Origin of the sequence: Paenibacillus sp. FSL H8-0175 (assembly GCF_045040615.1) — a bacterium.
GTDB lineage: Bacteria > Bacillota > Bacilli > Paenibacillales > Paenibacillaceae > Paenibacillus_AQ > Paenibacillus_AQ odorifer.
In genome coordinates, this window is the sequence record NZ_CP150299.1 from 6,524,125 (window position 1) to 6,540,662 (window position 16,538).

General features: G+C 45.5%; 18 protein-coding genes and 1 other annotated feature. All 18 genes read right to left on the reverse strand.

Going from position 1 to position 16,538, the window contains the following annotated elements; genetic code table 11:
- Positions 1-52: 52 nt before the first annotated feature.
- Positions 53-3,598, reverse strand: coding sequence for a DNA-directed RNA polymerase subunit beta (gene rpoB, locus MHH46_RS29080; RefSeq protein WP_038573461.1), 3,546 nt, complete (start codon positions 3,596-3,598; stop codon positions 53-55).
- Between the two features lie 422 nt (positions 3,599-4,020).
- On the reverse strand, positions 4,021-4,620 hold the full coding sequence (locus tag MHH46_RS29085) for a class I SAM-dependent methyltransferase (RefSeq protein ID WP_076186625.1): 600 nt from the start codon (positions 4,618-4,620) through the stop codon (positions 4,021-4,023).
- 111 nt (positions 4,621-4,731) lie between these two features.
- Positions 4,732-5,091 (reverse strand): 50S ribosomal protein L7/L12, encoded by a 360-nt coding sequence (gene rplL / locus MHH46_RS29090; RefSeq protein ID WP_076194812.1) that lies wholly within the window; start codon positions 5,089-5,091, stop codon positions 4,732-4,734.
- Between the two features lie 65 nt (positions 5,092-5,156).
- Positions 5,157-5,660, reverse strand: coding sequence for a 50S ribosomal protein L10 (gene rplJ, locus MHH46_RS29095; RefSeq protein ID WP_076099619.1), 504 nt, complete (start codon positions 5,658-5,660; stop codon positions 5,157-5,159).
- Positions 5,661-5,724: 64 nt separating this feature from the next.
- Positions 5,725-5,877 (reverse strand) — a sequence feature (ribosomal protein L10 leader region).
- Between the two features lie 67 nt (positions 5,878-5,944).
- Positions 5,945-6,637: a 50S ribosomal protein L1 gene (gene rplA / locus MHH46_RS29100; RefSeq protein ID WP_036680504.1), complete on the reverse strand. Its 693-nt coding sequence runs from the start codon at positions 6,635-6,637 to the stop codon at positions 5,945-5,947.
- Between the two features lie 82 nt (positions 6,638-6,719).
- The gene (gene rplK / locus MHH46_RS29105) at positions 6,720-7,145 is read right to left on the reverse strand and encodes a 50S ribosomal protein L11 (RefSeq protein ID WP_036680502.1); all 426 of its coding nucleotides are present in this window, start codon (positions 7,143-7,145) and stop codon (positions 6,720-6,722) included.
- A 74-nt stretch (positions 7,146-7,219) separates the two neighbouring features.
- Complete coding sequence (nusG, locus tag MHH46_RS29110; RefSeq protein ID WP_036680499.1) at positions 7,220-7,753, reverse strand: transcription termination/antitermination protein NusG; 534 nt, start codon at positions 7,751-7,753, stop codon at positions 7,220-7,222.
- 21 nt (positions 7,754-7,774) lie between these two features.
- On the reverse strand, positions 7,775-7,966 hold the full coding sequence (secE, locus tag MHH46_RS29115) for a preprotein translocase subunit SecE (RefSeq protein WP_036680497.1): 192 nt from the start codon (positions 7,964-7,966) through the stop codon (positions 7,775-7,777).
- 20 nt (positions 7,967-7,986) lie between these two features.
- Complete coding sequence (gene rpmG / locus MHH46_RS29120; RefSeq protein ID WP_076099620.1) at positions 7,987-8,136, reverse strand: 50S ribosomal protein L33; 150 nt, start codon at positions 8,134-8,136, stop codon at positions 7,987-7,989.
- A 391-nt stretch (positions 8,137-8,527) separates the two neighbouring features.
- Positions 8,528-9,172, reverse strand: a complete 645-nt coding sequence (sigH, locus tag MHH46_RS29125) for an RNA polymerase sporulation sigma factor SigH (RefSeq protein WP_036680496.1) — start codon at positions 9,170-9,172, stop codon at positions 8,528-8,530.
- 158 nt (positions 9,173-9,330) lie between these two features.
- On the reverse strand, positions 9,331-9,852 hold the full coding sequence (locus MHH46_RS29130) for an NYN domain-containing protein (RefSeq protein WP_036680494.1): 522 nt from the start codon (positions 9,850-9,852) through the stop codon (positions 9,331-9,333).
- A gap of 2 nt (positions 9,853-9,854) precedes the next feature.
- Positions 9,855-10,619, reverse strand: a complete 765-nt coding sequence (rlmB, locus tag MHH46_RS29135; protein WP_076105935.1) for a 23S rRNA (guanosine(2251)-2'-O)-methyltransferase RlmB — start codon at positions 10,617-10,619, stop codon at positions 9,855-9,857.
- Positions 10,620-10,655: 36 nt separating this feature from the next.
- Complete coding sequence (locus MHH46_RS29140; protein WP_076099622.1) at positions 10,656-11,090, reverse strand: Mini-ribonuclease 3; 435 nt, start codon at positions 11,088-11,090, stop codon at positions 10,656-10,658.
- A complete protein-coding gene (gene cysS, locus MHH46_RS29145) occupies positions 11,087-12,493 on the reverse strand; it encodes a cysteine--tRNA ligase (RefSeq protein ID WP_076130023.1) in 1,407 nt (468 codons plus the stop codon). The genes MHH46_RS29140 and cysS overlap by 4 nt, the downstream gene beginning before the upstream one ends.
- 49 nt (positions 12,494-12,542) lie before the next feature.
- Positions 12,543-13,235, reverse strand: a complete 693-nt coding sequence (gene cysE / locus MHH46_RS29150) for a serine O-acetyltransferase (protein WP_036680489.1) — start codon at positions 13,233-13,235, stop codon at positions 12,543-12,545.
- 553 nt (positions 13,236-13,788) lie between these two features.
- Complete coding sequence (gene gltX / locus MHH46_RS29155) at positions 13,789-15,252, reverse strand: glutamate--tRNA ligase (protein WP_036680487.1); 1,464 nt, start codon at positions 15,250-15,252, stop codon at positions 13,789-13,791.
- Between the two features lie 51 nt (positions 15,253-15,303).
- Positions 15,304-15,792: a 2-C-methyl-D-erythritol 2,4-cyclodiphosphate synthase gene (ispF, locus tag MHH46_RS29160; RefSeq protein ID WP_036680486.1), complete on the reverse strand. Its 489-nt coding sequence runs from the start codon at positions 15,790-15,792 to the stop codon at positions 15,304-15,306.
- Positions 15,789-16,487, reverse strand: a complete 699-nt coding sequence (gene ispD, locus MHH46_RS29165; protein WP_076130021.1) for a 2-C-methyl-D-erythritol 4-phosphate cytidylyltransferase — start codon at positions 16,485-16,487, stop codon at positions 15,789-15,791. The genes ispF and ispD overlap by 4 nt, the downstream gene beginning before the upstream one ends.
- Between the last annotated feature and the right edge of the window lie 51 nt (positions 16,488-16,538).

Genomic DNA, 16,538 nt, shown 5'->3' on the forward strand with positions numbered 1-16,538 from the left:
AAAAGAGGGCGTGCGGTCCTTTATAAAATGGAACTTTTAAGCTCCAGCTTGATTATTCTACTCCGACTTCTGAACCTTCTAAATTGAGGCTTAGTTTGTCGCCTGACGTCTCGTCCTCATCGTCCAATTCTCTCATTTCAATTTCCTGCTCGTCACCGCTAAGAATCTTAACATCCATACCCAGGGACTGCAGTTCTTTGATCAATACCTTGAACGACTCAGGAACACCTGGTTCCGGTACATTTTCACCTTTGACAATAGATTCGTACGTCTTCACGCGACCAACCACGTCATCGGATTTCACGGTCAAAATTTCTTGCAATGTATATGCAGCACCGTAAGCTTCAAGCGCCCACACTTCCATCTCCCCGAAACGCTGTCCACCAAATTGAGCTTTACCACCCAATGGTTGCTGCGTAACTAGTGAGTAAGGTCCTGTTGAACGGGCGTGAATCTTATCATCAACCATGTGCGCCAGTTTGATCATGTGCATGACACCAACAGTAACTTCACGTTCGAAGCGTTCACCTGTACGGCCATCATACAGCACGGTTTTACCATTACGCTGCATACCTGCTTCTTCCATCGTATCAAACACGTCGTACTCACGCGCTCCGTCGAATACCGGCGTTGCAATGTGAATTCCCAGACGCAATGCGGCCATACCAATATGGACCTCAAGCACCTGTCCGATGTTCATACGAGAAGGAACGCCCAGAGGGTTAAGAACAACCTGTACTGGCGTACCGTCCGGAAGGAACGGCATATCTTCTTCTGGCAGGATACGGGCAACGACACCCTTGTTACCGTGACGTCCGGCCATCTTGTCTCCCTCAGAGATCTTACGTTTCTGAGCGATGTAGACACGAACCAATTGATTTACACCAGGAGGCAGCTCATCCCCGTTCTCACGTGTAAAGACTTTAACGTCCACGATAATACCATCACTACCATGAGGAACGCGTAAAGAGGTATCCCGTACTTCACGAGCTTTCTCACCAAAGATAGCGTGCAGGAGACGTTCTTCTGCTGTCAGTTCAGTTACACCCTTAGGAGTAACCTTACCCACCAGAATGTCACCAGCGCTGATTTCCGCACCGATGCGGATGATTCCGCGCTCATCAAGATTGCGCAGAGCTTCTTCGCCGACGTTCGGAATATCGCGCGTAATTTCTTCAGGTCCCAGTTTAGTGTCGCGAGCTTCAGATTCGTATTCTTCGATATGAATCGAAGTATATACATCTTCCTTAACCAGCTTTTCACTTAACAGGATCGCATCCTCGTAGTTGTAACCTTCCCAAGTCATGAACGCAACGACTACGTTACGGCCAAGAGCAAGTTCGCCCATTTCTGTGGAAGGACCGTCTGCCAGGATATCACCCTTCTTAACAATGTCCCCTCTTTTAGCTAGAGGACGTTGGTTAATACAGGTACCTTGGTTAGAACGCATAAATTTGTGTAATTTATATTTAACGATATCGCCTTTAACTTCCTTGCCTTCGACAGTCTCAACGCGACGCAGCCAAATTTCATTAGCTGAAGAACGTTCGATAATACCGTCATACTTGGAAACGATACATACGCCAGAATCCTTAGCGGATTTATGTTCCATTCCTGTTCCGACCAGCGGAGCTTTTGGAATTAGAAGCGGAACAGCTTGACGTTGCATGTTAGATCCCATCAGTGCGCGGTTGGAGTCATCGTTCTCAAGGAACGGAATGAGCGCCGTAGCGACAGATACAACCTGTTTAGGCGAAACGTCCATGTAATCGACACGATTACTTGGCATCGTTGTAATGTTGTCTGAGTCTTTGTTGTAACGAACGATTACCATGTCTTCTTTAAAGGTGCCATCTTCTTCGATCAACACGTTAGCCTGAGCAACTACATAATTATCTTCCTCATCAGCAGTCAGATAGTCAATTTGCTCAGTCACCTTACCAGTCTTCGGATCCACCCAACGATACGGAGCTTCAATAAAGCCGTATTCATTGATGCGGGCAAAGGTAGACAAGGAGTTGATCAACCCGATGTTTGGACCTTCCGGCGTTTCAATTGGACACATCCGACCGTAGTGACTGTGATGGACGTCACGAACTTCAAAGCCCGCGCGTTCACGTGTCAAACCACCAGGTCCGAGGGCGGACAGACGACGTTTATGCGTAAGTTCCGCAAGCGGGTTCGTCTGATCCATAAATTGAGACAGCTGGGAGCTACCGAAGAACTCTTTAATAGACGCGATGACCGGACGAATATTGATCAGAGCCTGAGGCGTAATCGCATTAGCATCCTGAATCGACATTCTTTCACGTACAACACGTTCCATCCGGGACAAACCGATACGGAACTGATTCTGCAAGAGTTCACCTACAGAACGCAGACGACGGTTACCCAAGTGGTCAATATCATCGGTATTGCCAATTCCGTGAAGCAAATTAATAAAGTAGCTGATTGAGGATATAATATCAGCTTGAGTAATATGCTTAACAGATTTGTCGATATTGCCGTTAGCGATCAGCTTAATAACCCGGCCTTCTTCAATTGGCGAGAATACGTCAATTGTTTGAAGAGGAATATCTTCGCTGTCCATAACTCCACCAGTAACACGGTAGTTTTTAAAGGCAACATTCTTTTCGAAATATGGAATCAATTCATCAAGCAGTCTACGATCGACCATTTGGCCGGATTCTGCCAGGATTTCTCCAGTAGAGTCGTCAACCAAAGGCTGAGCAAGACGTTGATTGAAAAGACGGTTCTTAATGTGTAGCTTTTTATTGATTTTGTAACGGCCTACATTAGCTAGGTCGTAGCGTTTTGGATCAAAGAAACGCGCAACCAGCAAACTTTTGGCATTGTCTAGTGTCGGCGGTTCGCCCGGACGCAAACGCTCATAAATTTCAATAAGCGCCTTCTCCGTGGAGTCCGTGTTGTCTTTATCCAGCGTATTGCGAATATATTCATCATTGCCAAGCAATTCCAGAATTTCGGCATCACTACCGAAACCGAGAGCACGCAAAAGTACGGTAACAGGAATTTTACGAGTCCGATCGATACGAACATACATAATGTCCTTAGCATCGGTTTCAAGTTCCAACCAGGCTCCGCGGTTCGGGATTACTGTGGCGGTGTAGGTTTTTTTGCCGTTCTTATCCACTTTTGTGCTGAAATAGACGCTTGGAGAGCGAACCAACTGGCTGACAATAACCCGTTCCGCACCATTAATAATAAAAGTGCCGGTCTCCGTCATCAGCGGGAAATCTCCCATGAACACTTCCTGCTCTTTAACCTCACCGGTCTCTTTATTAATGAGCCGCACCTTTACACGCAGAGGAGCCGCATACGTTACGTCCCGCTCTTTAGCGTCGTCAACCGTATATTTCGGTTCACCCAGGCTGTAATCAATGAACTCTAGTACCAAATTACCTGTGAAATCCTGGATCGGCGAGATGTCCTGAAACATTTCCCGCAATCCTTCCTCCAAAAACCAATCATAAGATTTTTGTTGGATCTCGATCAGGTTCGGGACCTCGAGTACCTCGTTAATTCTCGCATAGCTCCGCCGAGTGCGTCGACCATACTGAACAAGATGTCCTGCCAACTTTACTCACCCCTCATGTCTACTCACTTAAAAATTGATTGCGAACCCTTGTTTGGAACCGTATAATGGAACCATACTACAAGGATTCAGTCATAAATAAAAGAAAAGCCCTTATCGAAATCTTCGAAAAAAGAGCGCATTTATCCATGACCAAAATACTCCTTATCAAGTAGATTTGCCCAAAACGTACATATTATACGTCACCAAGCAATAGTTTATGCGCTATTATCTATTACCGCGCAGCATTTGCTACGTTAGAGCATAGACAACCAACTCGCAAAAACTTGCCGTGCGGCATGCGCTAGCCGGGCGACAATATATTGCTTGACATTTCAGCAAACTAAAGACATGGAGCCTATCTTAATACTGACATTTTATAATAATACCATTATCACTATCACATGTCAATAACCTATTGTATTTTATTTTTGCGCTTTAATAATACGATAGCCTTTGTCTTTCCCCACTTCTTCCACCATTGAGAACAAGCTTTCTAGTTTTGCCACTGCTGATGGAGCGCCCTGCTTCTTCTGAATTACAATCCACAGATAGCCACCCTCATTTAAATGTTCATAAGCATCTTCAAAAATCTTATGCACTACAGCTTTTCCTGCACGAATCGGAGGATTAGTTAGAATCACATCGAACTTCTGCTGCTCATTCAATGCGCCGAGCACATCGCTTTCCATTATCGTAACATTCCGGATTCCATTGTGCTGAGCATTCTCACGCGCCAGTTCTACCGCACGACTGTTAATATCAATCATGGTTACATGTCCTTTGGGAGCTAGGTATGCTGCACTTAATCCAATCGGCCCATAACCACAACCTACATCAAGCACCGCTGAACCGTCCGGAATTATCATAGCTTCAATAAGAACTCGGCTACCGTAATCGATGTCTCCTTTAGAGAATACACCGGCATCGCTCGTAAAACGAAAGCTTTTGCCTCTTAGTACGGTATCAATGCTACGTCTGTCATGACGTACTTCCGGCTGCTGCGAATAATAATGTTGCGACATCTCTTTCCTCCCTTTCCTATTATGTTAGCAGTTGGTATAAACGCCCTACTGACTCTATTTATAAAACAAACCCCTTGAACAAGTTCAAGGGGTTTTCAGTAATAGAAGGAATTACTTCACTTCTACAGCTGCGCCTGCTTCTTCCAATTTTCCTTTAGTAGCTTCGGCTTCGTCTTTGCTTACTTTTTCTTTGATTGCTTTTGGTGCGTTGTCTACAAGATCTTTAGCTTCTTTCAAGCCAAGACCAGTGATTTCGCGAACGATTTTGATAACGTTGATTTTGGAAGCGCCAGCGCCTGTCAAAATTACGTCAAATTCGGATTGCTCTTCAGCTACTGCTGCTACCGCACCGCCAGCTGCTACTGGAGCTGCTGCAGTTACGCCGAATTCTTCTTCAATTGCTTTAACCAGGTCGTTCAGTTCCAATACGCTCATGCCTTTAATTGCTTCCAAGATTGCTTCTTTACTCATGATTGAACCTCCATTTTATATTTAAATTTATTTGTGGTATTGATTATGCTGCAAAAGTCAAAGGCTTACGCGCTTTGTTCTTCTTTTTCAGCAACAGCTTTAACTGCAAGCGCGAAGTTGCGCATTGGAGCTTGAAGTACGCTAAGCAGCATGGACAGCAAACCATCGCGGGATGGAAGCTCAGCCAGTGCTTTCAGTTGTTCCGCGTCAATGACACGACCTTCAACTACGCCGCCTTTCAATTTCAAAGCGTCGTTTTTCTTGGCGAAATCGTTCAAAATTTTAGCTGGTGCTACTGCATCAGTTGTGCTGAATGCGATAGCTGTTGGACCAGTCAAAACTTCATCCAATTCACTCAACTCAGCCGCAGCAGTTGCGCGACGCAGCAATGTGTTCTTCAGGACTTGAAACTCAACGCCAGCTTCACGAAGTTGCTTACGCAGTTCAGTCACTTGGGAAACGTTCAATCCACGGTAGTCAGCTACAACAGTCGAAAGACTGTTTTGCAGTTTTGCAGTAACGACGTCAACCGCGTCTTGTTTTGCTTGAATTACTTTTGCATTTGCCAATGTATACACCTCCTGAAAATTTATGTGTCGGCGTTCTTTCCAAGGAAAGCTTCACCGCTCCTACGCAGGCAGTAGAAAAGCCTCCGCAGAATCACGAAGGCTTGATAAAACGAAAGTTATACGAGCGAGCTCGTTACTTCTTGTTTCTATCACAACACCTCGGTAGGAAATTAAGCACTAAGGCACCTACTGTCTACGGTAAGCATATTCAAGGTTAAGATTGATACCTTAAGTTTCACAACTGTTATAGATTATCAAAATTGACTCAAAGAGTCAACCCTTAATTATCTGAAGACGGTTGTGTTCACACGAGCGCTAGGTCCCATTGTGGAAGAAATCGAGATGCCTTTAAGGTATACACCTTTAGCAGCAGCTGGTTTCGCACGGTTCAAAGCGTCGATAAGAGCTTTAAGGTTATCGTTCAATTGTGCAGCATCAAAGGACACTTTGCCGATTGGCGCGTGAATTTGACCTGCTTTGTCGAGACGGTATTCGATTTTACCGGCTTTGATTTCTTGCACAGCCTTGGAAACATCGAATGTAACCGTGCCAGCTTTAGGGTTAGGCATAAGACCTTTACCACCAAGCAGACGACCCAGTTTACCGACTTCACTCATCATATCAGGTGTAGCTACGCAGACATCAAATTCAAACCAGCCTTGTTGAATTTTGTTGATCATGTCTTGATCACCAACAAAATCAGCGCCAGCAGCTTCTGCCTCTTTCGCTTTTTCACCTTTTGCAAATACAAGCACGCGTTGTGTTTTACCAGTGCCGTGAGGCAGGACAACAACACCACGAACTGCTTGGTCTTGTTTACGCGGGTCTACACCCAGACGAACTGCTGCTTCAACGGTTTCGTCGAACTTAGCAGTCGCTGCCTTTTTCACAAGCTCTACAGCTTCTGAAGGCTCGTAAGTTGCTTCGCTGTTGATCAGCTTAGCAGCTTCTTGGTATTTCTTACCATGTTTAGCCATGAAAATGTTCCTCCTTTGTGGTGTTAGCGGAAATTCCTCCCACATACTTGCGGGTCACGAATGACCGATTCTTCGAAAACTACTAGTCTTCGATTGTGATACCCATACTGCGGGCAGTACCTTCAACCATACGCATTGCAGCTTCAACAGTTGCAGCGTTAAGGTCAGGCATTTTTGTTTCAGCAATTTCACGTACCGCAGCGCGGCCGATTTTTGCTACTTTTTTCTTGTTTGGTTCGCCGGATCCTTTTTCTACTTTAGCAGCGATGCGAAGCAGAACAGCAGCCGGAGGAGTTTTAGTGATGAAAGTAAAGGAACGGTCTTCAAATACTGTAATTTCAACCGGAATGATCAAGCCAGCCTGGTCGGCAGTACGAGCATTAAATTCCTTACAGAATGCCATGATGTTGACACCTGCTTGACCTAACGCCGGACCTACTGGAGGCGCTGGATTCGCTTTCCCTGCAGGAATCTGCAGTTTCACCATTTTAATAACTTTTTTAGCCATGAGTGACACCTCCTTGCAAAAATAGTGGTCTTCGAACGCCAATAGCGCTCTCCCACAAGAAACCCTAGCTTATGTTATATTTTCTCCACTTGAGTGAAATCCAACTCTAGCGGGGTTTCCCGTCCAAACATGTTAACATGCACTTTGATCTTGCTCTTGTCAGCCAAAATTTCTTCCACGGAGCCCACAAAATTCGCAAACGGACCAACCATAATACGTACGGATTCCTTGATTTCGAAATCAATCTTCGCTTTAGGTTCAACCATGCCCATATGCTTCAGAATTTGTTCTACCTCTTCCGGAAGCAAAGCTGTTGGTTTAGACCCTGAGCCTGTCGAACCAACAAATCCAGTAACGCCCGGAGTATTGCGGACAACATACCAGGAATCATCAGTCTGAACCATTTCCACCAAAACATATCCGGGGTAAACTTTACGCATAACGGTTTTTTTCTTACCGTCTTTGTTTACGATTTCTTCTTCCATAGGAACAAGAACGCGGAATATTTTGTCTTCCATGCCCATGGACTCAACGCGCTTTTCCAAATTGGCTTTGACCTTATTCTCATACCCAGAATAGGTATGAACGACATACCATCTTTTTTCCATATCAAGCCACCTGGGACCTCTCTAAATAATCGCTTCAATCACAGCGGAAATACCGATGTCCAGAACCCAGAAGTAAATAGCGACAACTACAATCGTACCGAGAACGATCAATGTATAGTTGGTCAATTCTTTACGACTTGGCCAGCGAACCTTTTTGAGTTCACTCCAGCTCTCAGTGAAAAAGGAAAACATAGACTTGAAACTACGTTTCATGCCGACTACACCTCCACAGACTATCTGGTTTCGCGATGAGGAGTTTGCGAGTTACAATACTTGCAAAATTTCTTCATCTCCATGCGGTCGGGGTGATTTCGCTTGTTTTTGGTAGTCGCATAGTTTCTTTGTTTGCAACTTGTACAAGCCAAAGTGATAATTACCCGCATGATGTGCACCTCCCGAGACGTCCTTCTAATTCACATTAGAAGACGCAAATATTGATCCTAAAAAAAAGCCGCGAATTTAGGCCTACCTAAAACACTTTAGCATAATGTCAAGGTCTGTGTCAACGAAAGAATTCCGTTCTGCACTGGGTAATTCCGGGTTTAGTAGTCATATGGCCGTACCCTGTCTTTGGGTCTATCTCTTCCTCACACTTCGCTGTCTTCCTTACCATTATGGGGTATTCCGTCTGTGTATAAACCTACCTTCAACGGCAACGACTAAAATCGGCTCAAATAGTAATTTATGGTGCAAGCACCTAATTCTATCCGAGTGATTTCAAAAAGACTAAAAAAAAGAACTCGATGTCCGAGCCCTCTCTTGTTCATTATATCATCAATTGTCACGTACTTCTAGATATCTTTCTAATTTCCTTTTTACTCGTTGTAGAGCGTTATCAATAGACTTTACATGCCGCTTAAGATCTTCAGCAATCTCTTGATAGGATCTTCCGTCTAAATACAACATCAGAACCTTGCGCTCCAAGTCACTTAGAATCTCCGCCATCTTATCTTCAAGACCAATGAATTCTTCTTGATTAATAATTAGCTCTTCTGGATCTAGAACCTGTGTTCCACAAATGACATCCATAAGTGTTCTATCAGAATCTTCGTCATAAATGGGCTTGTCCAAGGAAACATAAGAGTTCAGCGGAATATGTTTCTGACGAGTGGCCGTCTTAATAGCCGTTATAATCTGTCGTGTAATGCAGAGCTCAGCAAAAGCCTTGAATGAAGAGAGCTTGTCACCTTTAAAGTCACGAATAGCCTTGTATAGACCAATCATTCCTTCTTGTACAATATCTTCACGGTCTGCCCCGATCAAGAAATAAGAGCGGGCTTTAGCACGTACAAAGTTACGGTATTTATTAATCAAGTGTTCTAATGCGCCACTGTCGCCACCACGGAAAGCCTCGACAATATCTTCATCACTTATGAAATCATACTCAGACAGCATTATTTCCTTGAGGTCGACACTCACCAAGAATCCCCCCGGCTGCAACGCAAGACACATCGTTACTTCGCGAAATATAGGATCAGTATATATTATGTTACCTTCCACCGTCAACCGGAGTTTGTCCAAAATCAATCTAGAATAGCATAAATTGGAATAAAATATTTCCTGATTCTTCCTCGATCTCACTGTCTGCGCCATTTTTCCAACTTACTGCGCACATCGGGAGGCAGTTTGTCTTCCAAAGAATGACGAGTAGAACTGACACCGCCAGGTTCAATAGCTTTTTTTACTTGTTTCTGATTCTCTTCAATTTCCAGATGCAATTCCCTTGCCGAAATTCGCAATGCACCTTGTGCAAAAATAATATGCTGCTCTATAAAATCACTCGTAGCCACATAGATCTGCCGGCGCCGATTGCTATATTCCCCAACCAGTCGCTCAATGCATTCATCTGCGGTTTCTTTTTCCTTGGTGAAGTACACCTGGACCTTACCCTGGACAAAAGACCTTCCCAACCCCGGAACACGGTATGCATCAAAAACAGCAATAACTCTTCGTCCAGAGAAAGCCTGGTAATCTGCCAGCAAATCCATCAAGCGGTCGCGTGCTTCCTGCATACCAATCTGGGACAGTGCCACAAGTTCCGGCCAGCCACCGATCATGTTATATCCATCCACAAGCAGCACATCGCGCCAGTCGGCCATAGCTATCCCTGCTGTTGCCGGCGGCGTATCACTTCATACATAATGACTCCTGCGGCGACAGAGGCATTTAATGAATTGATCTTTCCGGCCATCGGCAGCTTAAGAAGTACATCACATTTTTCACGAATCAGGCGTCCCATTCCTTTATTCTCATTGCCAATTACAACAGCTACCGGACCCGTGAAAATATCGGATTGGTATAGATTCTGATCGGTATCCACGTCTGTTCCTACTACCCAGACTCCCTGTTCTTTTAGACGGTCAATGGTCTGACCCAGGTTTGTAACCCGGGCAACCGGAACATACTCCACAGCACCCGCGGATGTTTTGGACACGGTCGCAGTTATCTGAGCCGAACGGCGTTTAGGTACGATTACCCCATGTACTCCAGTACAATCCGCCGTCCGCAGAATCGAGCCCAGGTTATGAGGATCTTCAATTTCATCAAGCAAAATAAGGAATGCCGGTTCTCCTTTGGCTTCTGCTATAGCTAACAGATCATCCACTTCAACATAGGCAAATGGTGCTGCTTGTGCAACCACCCCTTGATGCTGCACGCCTGGTGCCAGTTGATCCAGCTTACGCTTGTCCACATGCTGAATGACAATTCCCGCTTTCCGGGCTTCGGCAACGATGGGTGCTGTCAGATGCTTCTGGGCTGTCTCTGCAATCCAAATTTTATTTAATGTACGACCAGCACGAAGCGCTTCAAGCACAGAATGCTTCCCTGCCAATATTTCCTCTTCAGTCTTCAATTCTTCTTCCATGTTCACTTCTCCTATTTTCTATTTCGCCAAAGCCTATCACGGCTGTTTCAACATAAACTGTATACCCTTGTGCACAATTTCTTCTATTCTCTCCTGTTGTCCTGTGTAGTACAAGTGACCAATCAAGCACTCAAAAGCTGTAGCATGACGGTATTCAAGCACATCCGCATTCTTAGGAACACTTCCCGATTTCGCATTTCTTCCCTGACGGGCGACATCCTTCTCTTCTTCCGTGAGACTAGGCTCCAAAAAGTTCAGAATTGCACACTGTGCTTTAGCGGATACCAGCCCTGTAGCAGAACGATGCAAATGGTTCGGACGCAAATTAGGAAGAGATACTAAATACTGGCGAACAGCCACCTCATAGATAGCATCTCCTACATAAGCTAGAACAATAGGCGAAAGTAGTCGCGCAGGTTTGGAAGGCTCATAAGGAAACCATCCGTTATCAAACTTGCGTTCCTCACTCATTTACGACGCCACCGCATTCCTTGTGGAGTATCCTCAAGCAATATGCCCAAGCGGCCTAATTCATCACGGATCTCGTCAGACCGGCTCCAATTCTTATTCTTACGAGCTTCAACCCGCTCGGCGATCAACCGTTCAACTTCTTCACTTGCAATTTCCTCTTCTAGTTCAGGCGTCAAACGCAGCACAGCATTCATTTCGCCAAAAGCTTGCAGTAATGCAGCAAAATCAGCAGGAGCAGCCTCGTTATTCGCAAGCGTATGGTTTGCCAGGCTCACCCAATCGAACATAGCCGTGATCGCATCAGGCGTATTAAAGTCATCCTGCATTCTAGCATGGAAATTGGCCACTATAGCTGACAGCTTATCATTAATCTCTGAGTTGACCTCACCTTGAGCACCATCAGCAGCGAGTTCAAGCCGATGTTTAACGTTACTCTCTGCAAGCGTGATCCGTTCAACGCTCTTTTCGGCGGAAGTCATAGATTCCTCTGAGAAATTCAGCGGGTTACGGTAATGGGTCGATAGCATGAAATAGCGGATAGCTCCTGCTTTAAAACGCTCACGGATGTCTTTTACAAGCCAGCCATTACCGAGCGATTTCGACATTTTCTCGTCTCCGATGTTGATGAATCCATTATGCATCCAGTAATTAGAGAGTGGTTTACCAGTCAGAGCTTCGGTCTGAGCGCATTCACATTCATGATGCGGGAACTGCAAATCTTGTCCACCACCATGGATATCAATCGTATCTCCCAAGAACTCTCGCGCCATAGCCGAGCATTCAATATGCCAGCCGGGACGTCCATCTCCCCAAGGGCTACTCCAGTGCACTTCACCAGGTTTGGCTGCTTTCCAAAGCACAAAATCCTCCGGTTTTTCCTTACGTGAGTCCACCTCAACACGGATACCAAACTGCAGCTCATCCAGATTCTGACGAGATAATTTACCGTAGTCTTCAAATTTTGAAGTGCGGTAATATACATCGCCGCCGCTTTCGTATGCGTATCCTTTTTCCTCAAGCTCTTTAATAAATCCAATGATCAGCTCCATGCTTTCCGTTACACGGGGATTCAAGGTTGCCGGTTTAACACCAAGCCCTTCCAGGTCGTCACGGTAAGCAGCAATAAAAGTTTCCGCTACCTCTGCTACAGTAGTGTTCATTTCTTCGGCTTTGCGAATCAGTTTATCATCGACATCCGTGAAATTCGTAACATACCGCACCTCATTACCTAACTGCTCCAAGTAATTCCGGACCATATCAAAAACAATTATAGGTCTAGCATTTCCGATATGCATATATCCATAAACGGTTGGACCACACACATACATCTTAACTTTGCCCGGCTCCTGGGGCACAAACTGCTCCTTGCTGCGTGTCATTGTGTTATATATTTGTAAAGCCATCCTTATTCCAGCCCTTTCTGTTCTTCCGGATTCCTTCATACCGGGATGCTTAAATTTCGTAGTCACCAATATACTGCTGAGCTTCTGCTATCCGCTGTGCGGTTTTTTGTTTATCTTCTGCGCCAAGCTTTTCCCTAATTTCTTCGATTTCTTTCTGCAAAAACCGCAGTGAATCGACAAGCGGGTCAGGCATCTTCGTATGATCGAGCCGATCGGATACCCGTTCTCCATTACGTTTTACCACACGACCTGGATTCCCTACTACTGTACTGTTGTTAGGCACTTCACGCAACACAACTGCATTCGAACCTATATTTGAATTGTCACCAATACGAAAAGATCCTAAAACCTTCGCACCGGAACCAATAACTACATTGTTGCCGACCGTGGGATGTCGCTTACCTTTTTCTTTTCCTGTTCCTCCAAGCGTAACCCCTTGATAGATTATAACATCATCACCGATTTCGCAGGTTTCTCCAATAACAATCCCCATACCATGGTCGATAAACAGCCTATTTCCGATGACAGCTCCAGGATGGATCTCAACACCAGTCATAAATCTGCTAAACTGCGAAACCATACGAGCCATTGTATACCAGCGGCGTTTGAAAAAAGAGTGGGCGATCCGGTGACCCCAAATGGCGTGCAAGCCGGCATATGTGAAGACAACCTCGAACCAGCTGCGGGCAGCAGGATCGTTATCAAATACCGCCCGAATGTCCGACTTAATATGCTTAAACATCACGGTTCCTCTCTTCTTAACTTCCTTATCTCCTGTTTACAGGTACACAAGAAAGGTATTGTCTCCAGGCCCATCATCCTTATCATACATATGCGGTGAGTGTTCGCTTGGTTTGTTATCTCGTAGAAATATAAGACAAAGAGTATTGTATGAAAATTATTTTTGCTTATATTTAGACAAAAAACGCCCCTGCAGCATAATGCTGCAGAGACGTTTAACCGCGGTTCCACTCTGCTTGAACGAATCAAATGAGCCGCTATTGTAACAAACGGCAGAATTTCTTCGTTCCACTTGGCATCATTAACGGCGACGTTCCCGGCGCGATCTAATGAGCCTTAAAAAGGTCATTCAACCGTGCAGCTCACAGGCGCATGTTCTGCCCCGGACAAATGAATAACTCCCAGCCCGAAAGGGTGTCCCTTTCTCGGTTATTCTCTCTGGCAATTGTCTTCAATGGACGTACTTCTCCTGATCACAGCTATTATCATATAATTCTATCTTAGCGCAAAAGACAAGATACTGACAAGGGGGTTTAGTCGTATGAAATACGACCTTAAGCGCCCTTAATTTGTGATTTCAAACGTTCGATGACCCGGTTTTTGCCGAGCAAAGCAATGGTTATATTAAGATCACGTCCGTGCGTTTGTCCGGTCAGAGCCACACGAATTGGCATAAAGAGTGCTTTGCCCTTATGACCTGTTTCTTTCTGTACTTCCTTAATCAGAACAGCCATGTTGCTTGCACTGAAATCCTGACAGGCTTCAACCTTAGCCAGAAAAGCAGACAATACCTCAGGAACTTGGCTTTCAGCCAGAACCTGTGCTGCTTCCGTTTCTAATTCTAGGTGACTGCGGAAGAACAGTTCCGATAGCGCCACGATGTCAGAAGCTGCAGTCATCTGCTCTTGATACAACGCGACAAGGCTTTCCGCCCATGCTTGTTGCTCTTCGTTCAGCTCAGCAGGTATTTTACCCGCTTTTTGCAGATGTGGAATAGCTAGCGCAGAGATCCGTTTAGGATCAGCATGCTTAATATAATGATTATTCAGATGCGCCAGCTTGTTTTTATCGAATACAGCCGGGCTTTTGGACAAACGGTCCGCATCAAAAATAGAAATAAGTTCTTCTTTACTGAAGATCTCTTCTTCTCCCTCTGGAGACCAGCCAAGCAGAGAAATGAAGTTAACCAGAGCCTCAGGTAAGTAACCCAATTCATCATATTGCTCGATAAACTGAATAACGGATTCATCCCGTTTGCTGAGCTTCTTGTGGTTGTCGCCAACAATAAGCGTCATGTGACCAAATAAAGGTGGCTCCCAGCCAAGCGCTTCATAGATCATAAGCTGGCGGGGTGTGTTGGAAATATGGTCTTCTCCACGCAATACGTGAGTAATAGCCATCAGATGATCGTCAACAGCTACCGCGAAGTTATAGGTCGGAATTCCGTCCTTCTTCACAATAACAAAGTCACCCATTTCTTTTGTGTCAAAAGAAATACTGCCTTTTACGAGATCATCAAACGCATACGTACGATCTTCTGGCACACGGAAGCGAATGCTAGCCACTCGTCCCTCAGCTTCAAAAGCTAAACGTTGCTCTTCAGTCAGATCACGGTGTTTGCCAGAATAACGAGGCGTTTCTCCGCGAGCAGTCTGTTCTTCACGTTCCGCTTCCAGCTCTTCCTCTGTGCAATAGCAGCGGTAAGCCAAACCTCTGTCCAGCAAATCCTGCCAATGTACACGATATAAGTCAAGACGTTCTGTCTGACGGTAGGGTCCGTACTCTCCGCCAACATCAACGCTCTCATCCCAATCCATACCCAGCCATTTCAAATACTTAAGCTGGCTCTCTTCACCACCAGCGACATTGCGCTTTACGTCTGTATCTTCAATTCTGATAATGAATTTACCGCCTTTATTACGGGCGAACAGATAGTTAAACAGCGCCGTTCTGGCGTTACCTATATGTAAATGTCCCGTAGGGCTCGGTGCGTAACGCACCCGGACTTCATCCGTCATTGTATTCCCTCCGCTTCATATGGTTGAACTTAATTTACTACTTAGACCATCTCAAGATGATATCACATCTTGGAGTAGACAGACAATAGATTGTGCGGCAATTCCTTCGCCGCGTCCGGCAAAACCAAGCTGCTCAGTTGTAGTAGCTTTAACATTCACCTTGGACGGGTCGGCATTAAGCGCACGTGCAATAATCTCGGTCATTTGTGGAATGTACGGAGCCATCTTAGGCTTTTGGGCGATAATCGTTGAATCAATATTTCCCAGCTTATATCCTCGCTCACGAGCAAGTGCCCATACCTCTTCTAATAACTTCAAGCTATCTGCGTCCTTAAAAGCTGGATCTGTATCCGGAAAATGTCTGCCAATATCACCAAGTCCAAGTGCGCCTAGAATCGCGTCACTAACTGCATGTAGTAGCACATCTGCATCGGAATGCCCAAGCAATCCTTTTTCGTAAGGAATCGTAACTCCCCCAATAATACAAGGCCTGCCCTCTACCAGCTGATGCACATCAAATCCTTGTCCTACAGCGATCATGATTGTCCCTCTCCCCTGTTTCTTTCTGTGAATTCTGCATAATCCAAATCATCAGGTGTCGTAATCTTAATATTTCTGTAGCTTCCCTCTACCACAGAAACCGGAATCCCCGCACGCTCCGCCAAGCTGGAGTCATCGGTGCCCAGAAAGCCATCCCGCTCCGCCGCTGCATAAGCCTCCAGCAAATCAGAAAGACGAAAAGTCTGCGGGGTTTGAATCGCCCACAGACTTCGCCGATCCGGCGTAGACAGTACTTGTCCTTCATTATCCACCTGTTTGATCGTATCCTTGACGGGTACAGCAAGAACCGAAGCACCCATCTGCTTCGCTCGTTCGTAGCAAGCCTCAATTTCATTTGGCTGTACAAACGGACGAACACCATCATGTACCATTACCCACTGTGTCGTAAGTTTCAACAACCCTTTATGTACGGAATGCTGACGCTCAGATCCACCAGTTACTATAGCCTTAACCTTGTCCAGCTTATAGAGCTGTATCCATTCCCGGCAGCGTTCAATATCCTCTTCACCGGTTACGAGCACGATTTCAGAGATCAATTCGTGCTGCTGGAATACCTCCAGCGTATGAACGATAATCGGCTTCCCCTGCAGTAACAAATATTGCTTGCTCTCCGCAGTTCCCATTCGCGTTCCTCTGCCTGCCGCCACAATGACGACGCCCACACTGTTTGACATTAATCTGGCTCCTGTCTTTCACGTATAATCCCATCATAACGTGTTTGGCGG

Coding starts and splice junctions, on each gene's coding strand:
- rplL (WP_076194812.1), bottom strand. CDS start 5,091: ATGAGTAAAGAAGCAATCTTGGAAGCAATTAAAGGCATGAGCGTATTG.
- gltX (WP_036680487.1), bottom strand. CDS start 15,252: ATGACGGATGAAGTCCGGGTGCGTTACGCACCGAGCCCTACGGGACAT.
- secE (WP_036680497.1), bottom strand. CDS start 7,966: ATGAAACGTAGTTTCAAGTCTATGTTTTCCTTTTTCACTGAGAGCTGG.
- rplK (WP_036680502.1), bottom strand. CDS start 7,145: ATGGCTAAAAAAGTTATTAAAATGGTGAAACTGCAGATTCCTGCAGGG.
- ispD (WP_076130021.1), bottom strand. CDS start 16,487: ATGTCAAACAGTGTGGGCGTCGTCATTGTGGCGGCAGGCAGAGGAACG.
- ispF (WP_036680486.1), bottom strand. CDS start 15,792: ATGATCGCTGTAGGACAAGGATTTGATGTGCATCAGCTGGTAGAGGGC.
- nusG (WP_036680499.1), bottom strand. CDS start 7,753: ATGGAAAAAAGATGGTATGTCGTTCATACCTATTCTGGGTATGAGAAT.
- MHH46_RS29140 (WP_076099622.1), bottom strand. CDS start 11,090: ATGAGTGAGGAACGCAAGTTTGATAACGGATGGTTTCCTTATGAGCCT.
- rpmG (WP_076099620.1), bottom strand. CDS start 8,136: ATGCGGGTAATTATCACTTTGGCTTGTACAAGTTGCAAACAAAGAAAC.
- MHH46_RS29085 (WP_076186625.1), bottom strand. CDS start 4,620: ATGTCGCAACATTATTATTCGCAGCAGCCGGAAGTACGTCATGACAGA.
- rplA (WP_036680504.1), bottom strand. CDS start 6,637: ATGGCTAAACATGGTAAGAAATACCAAGAAGCTGCTAAGCTGATCAAC.
- cysS (WP_076130023.1), bottom strand. CDS start 12,493: ATGGCTTTACAAATATATAACACAATGACACGCAGCAAGGAGCAGTTT.
- cysE (WP_036680489.1), bottom strand. CDS start 13,235: ATGTTTAAGCATATTAAGTCGGACATTCGGGCGGTATTTGATAACGAT.
- MHH46_RS29130 (WP_036680494.1), bottom strand. CDS start 9,852: ATGGCCGACTGGCGCGATGTGCTGCTTGTGGATGGATATAACATGATC.
- rlmB (WP_076105935.1), bottom strand. CDS start 10,619: ATGGAAGAAGAATTGAAGACTGAAGAGGAAATATTGGCAGGGAAGCAT.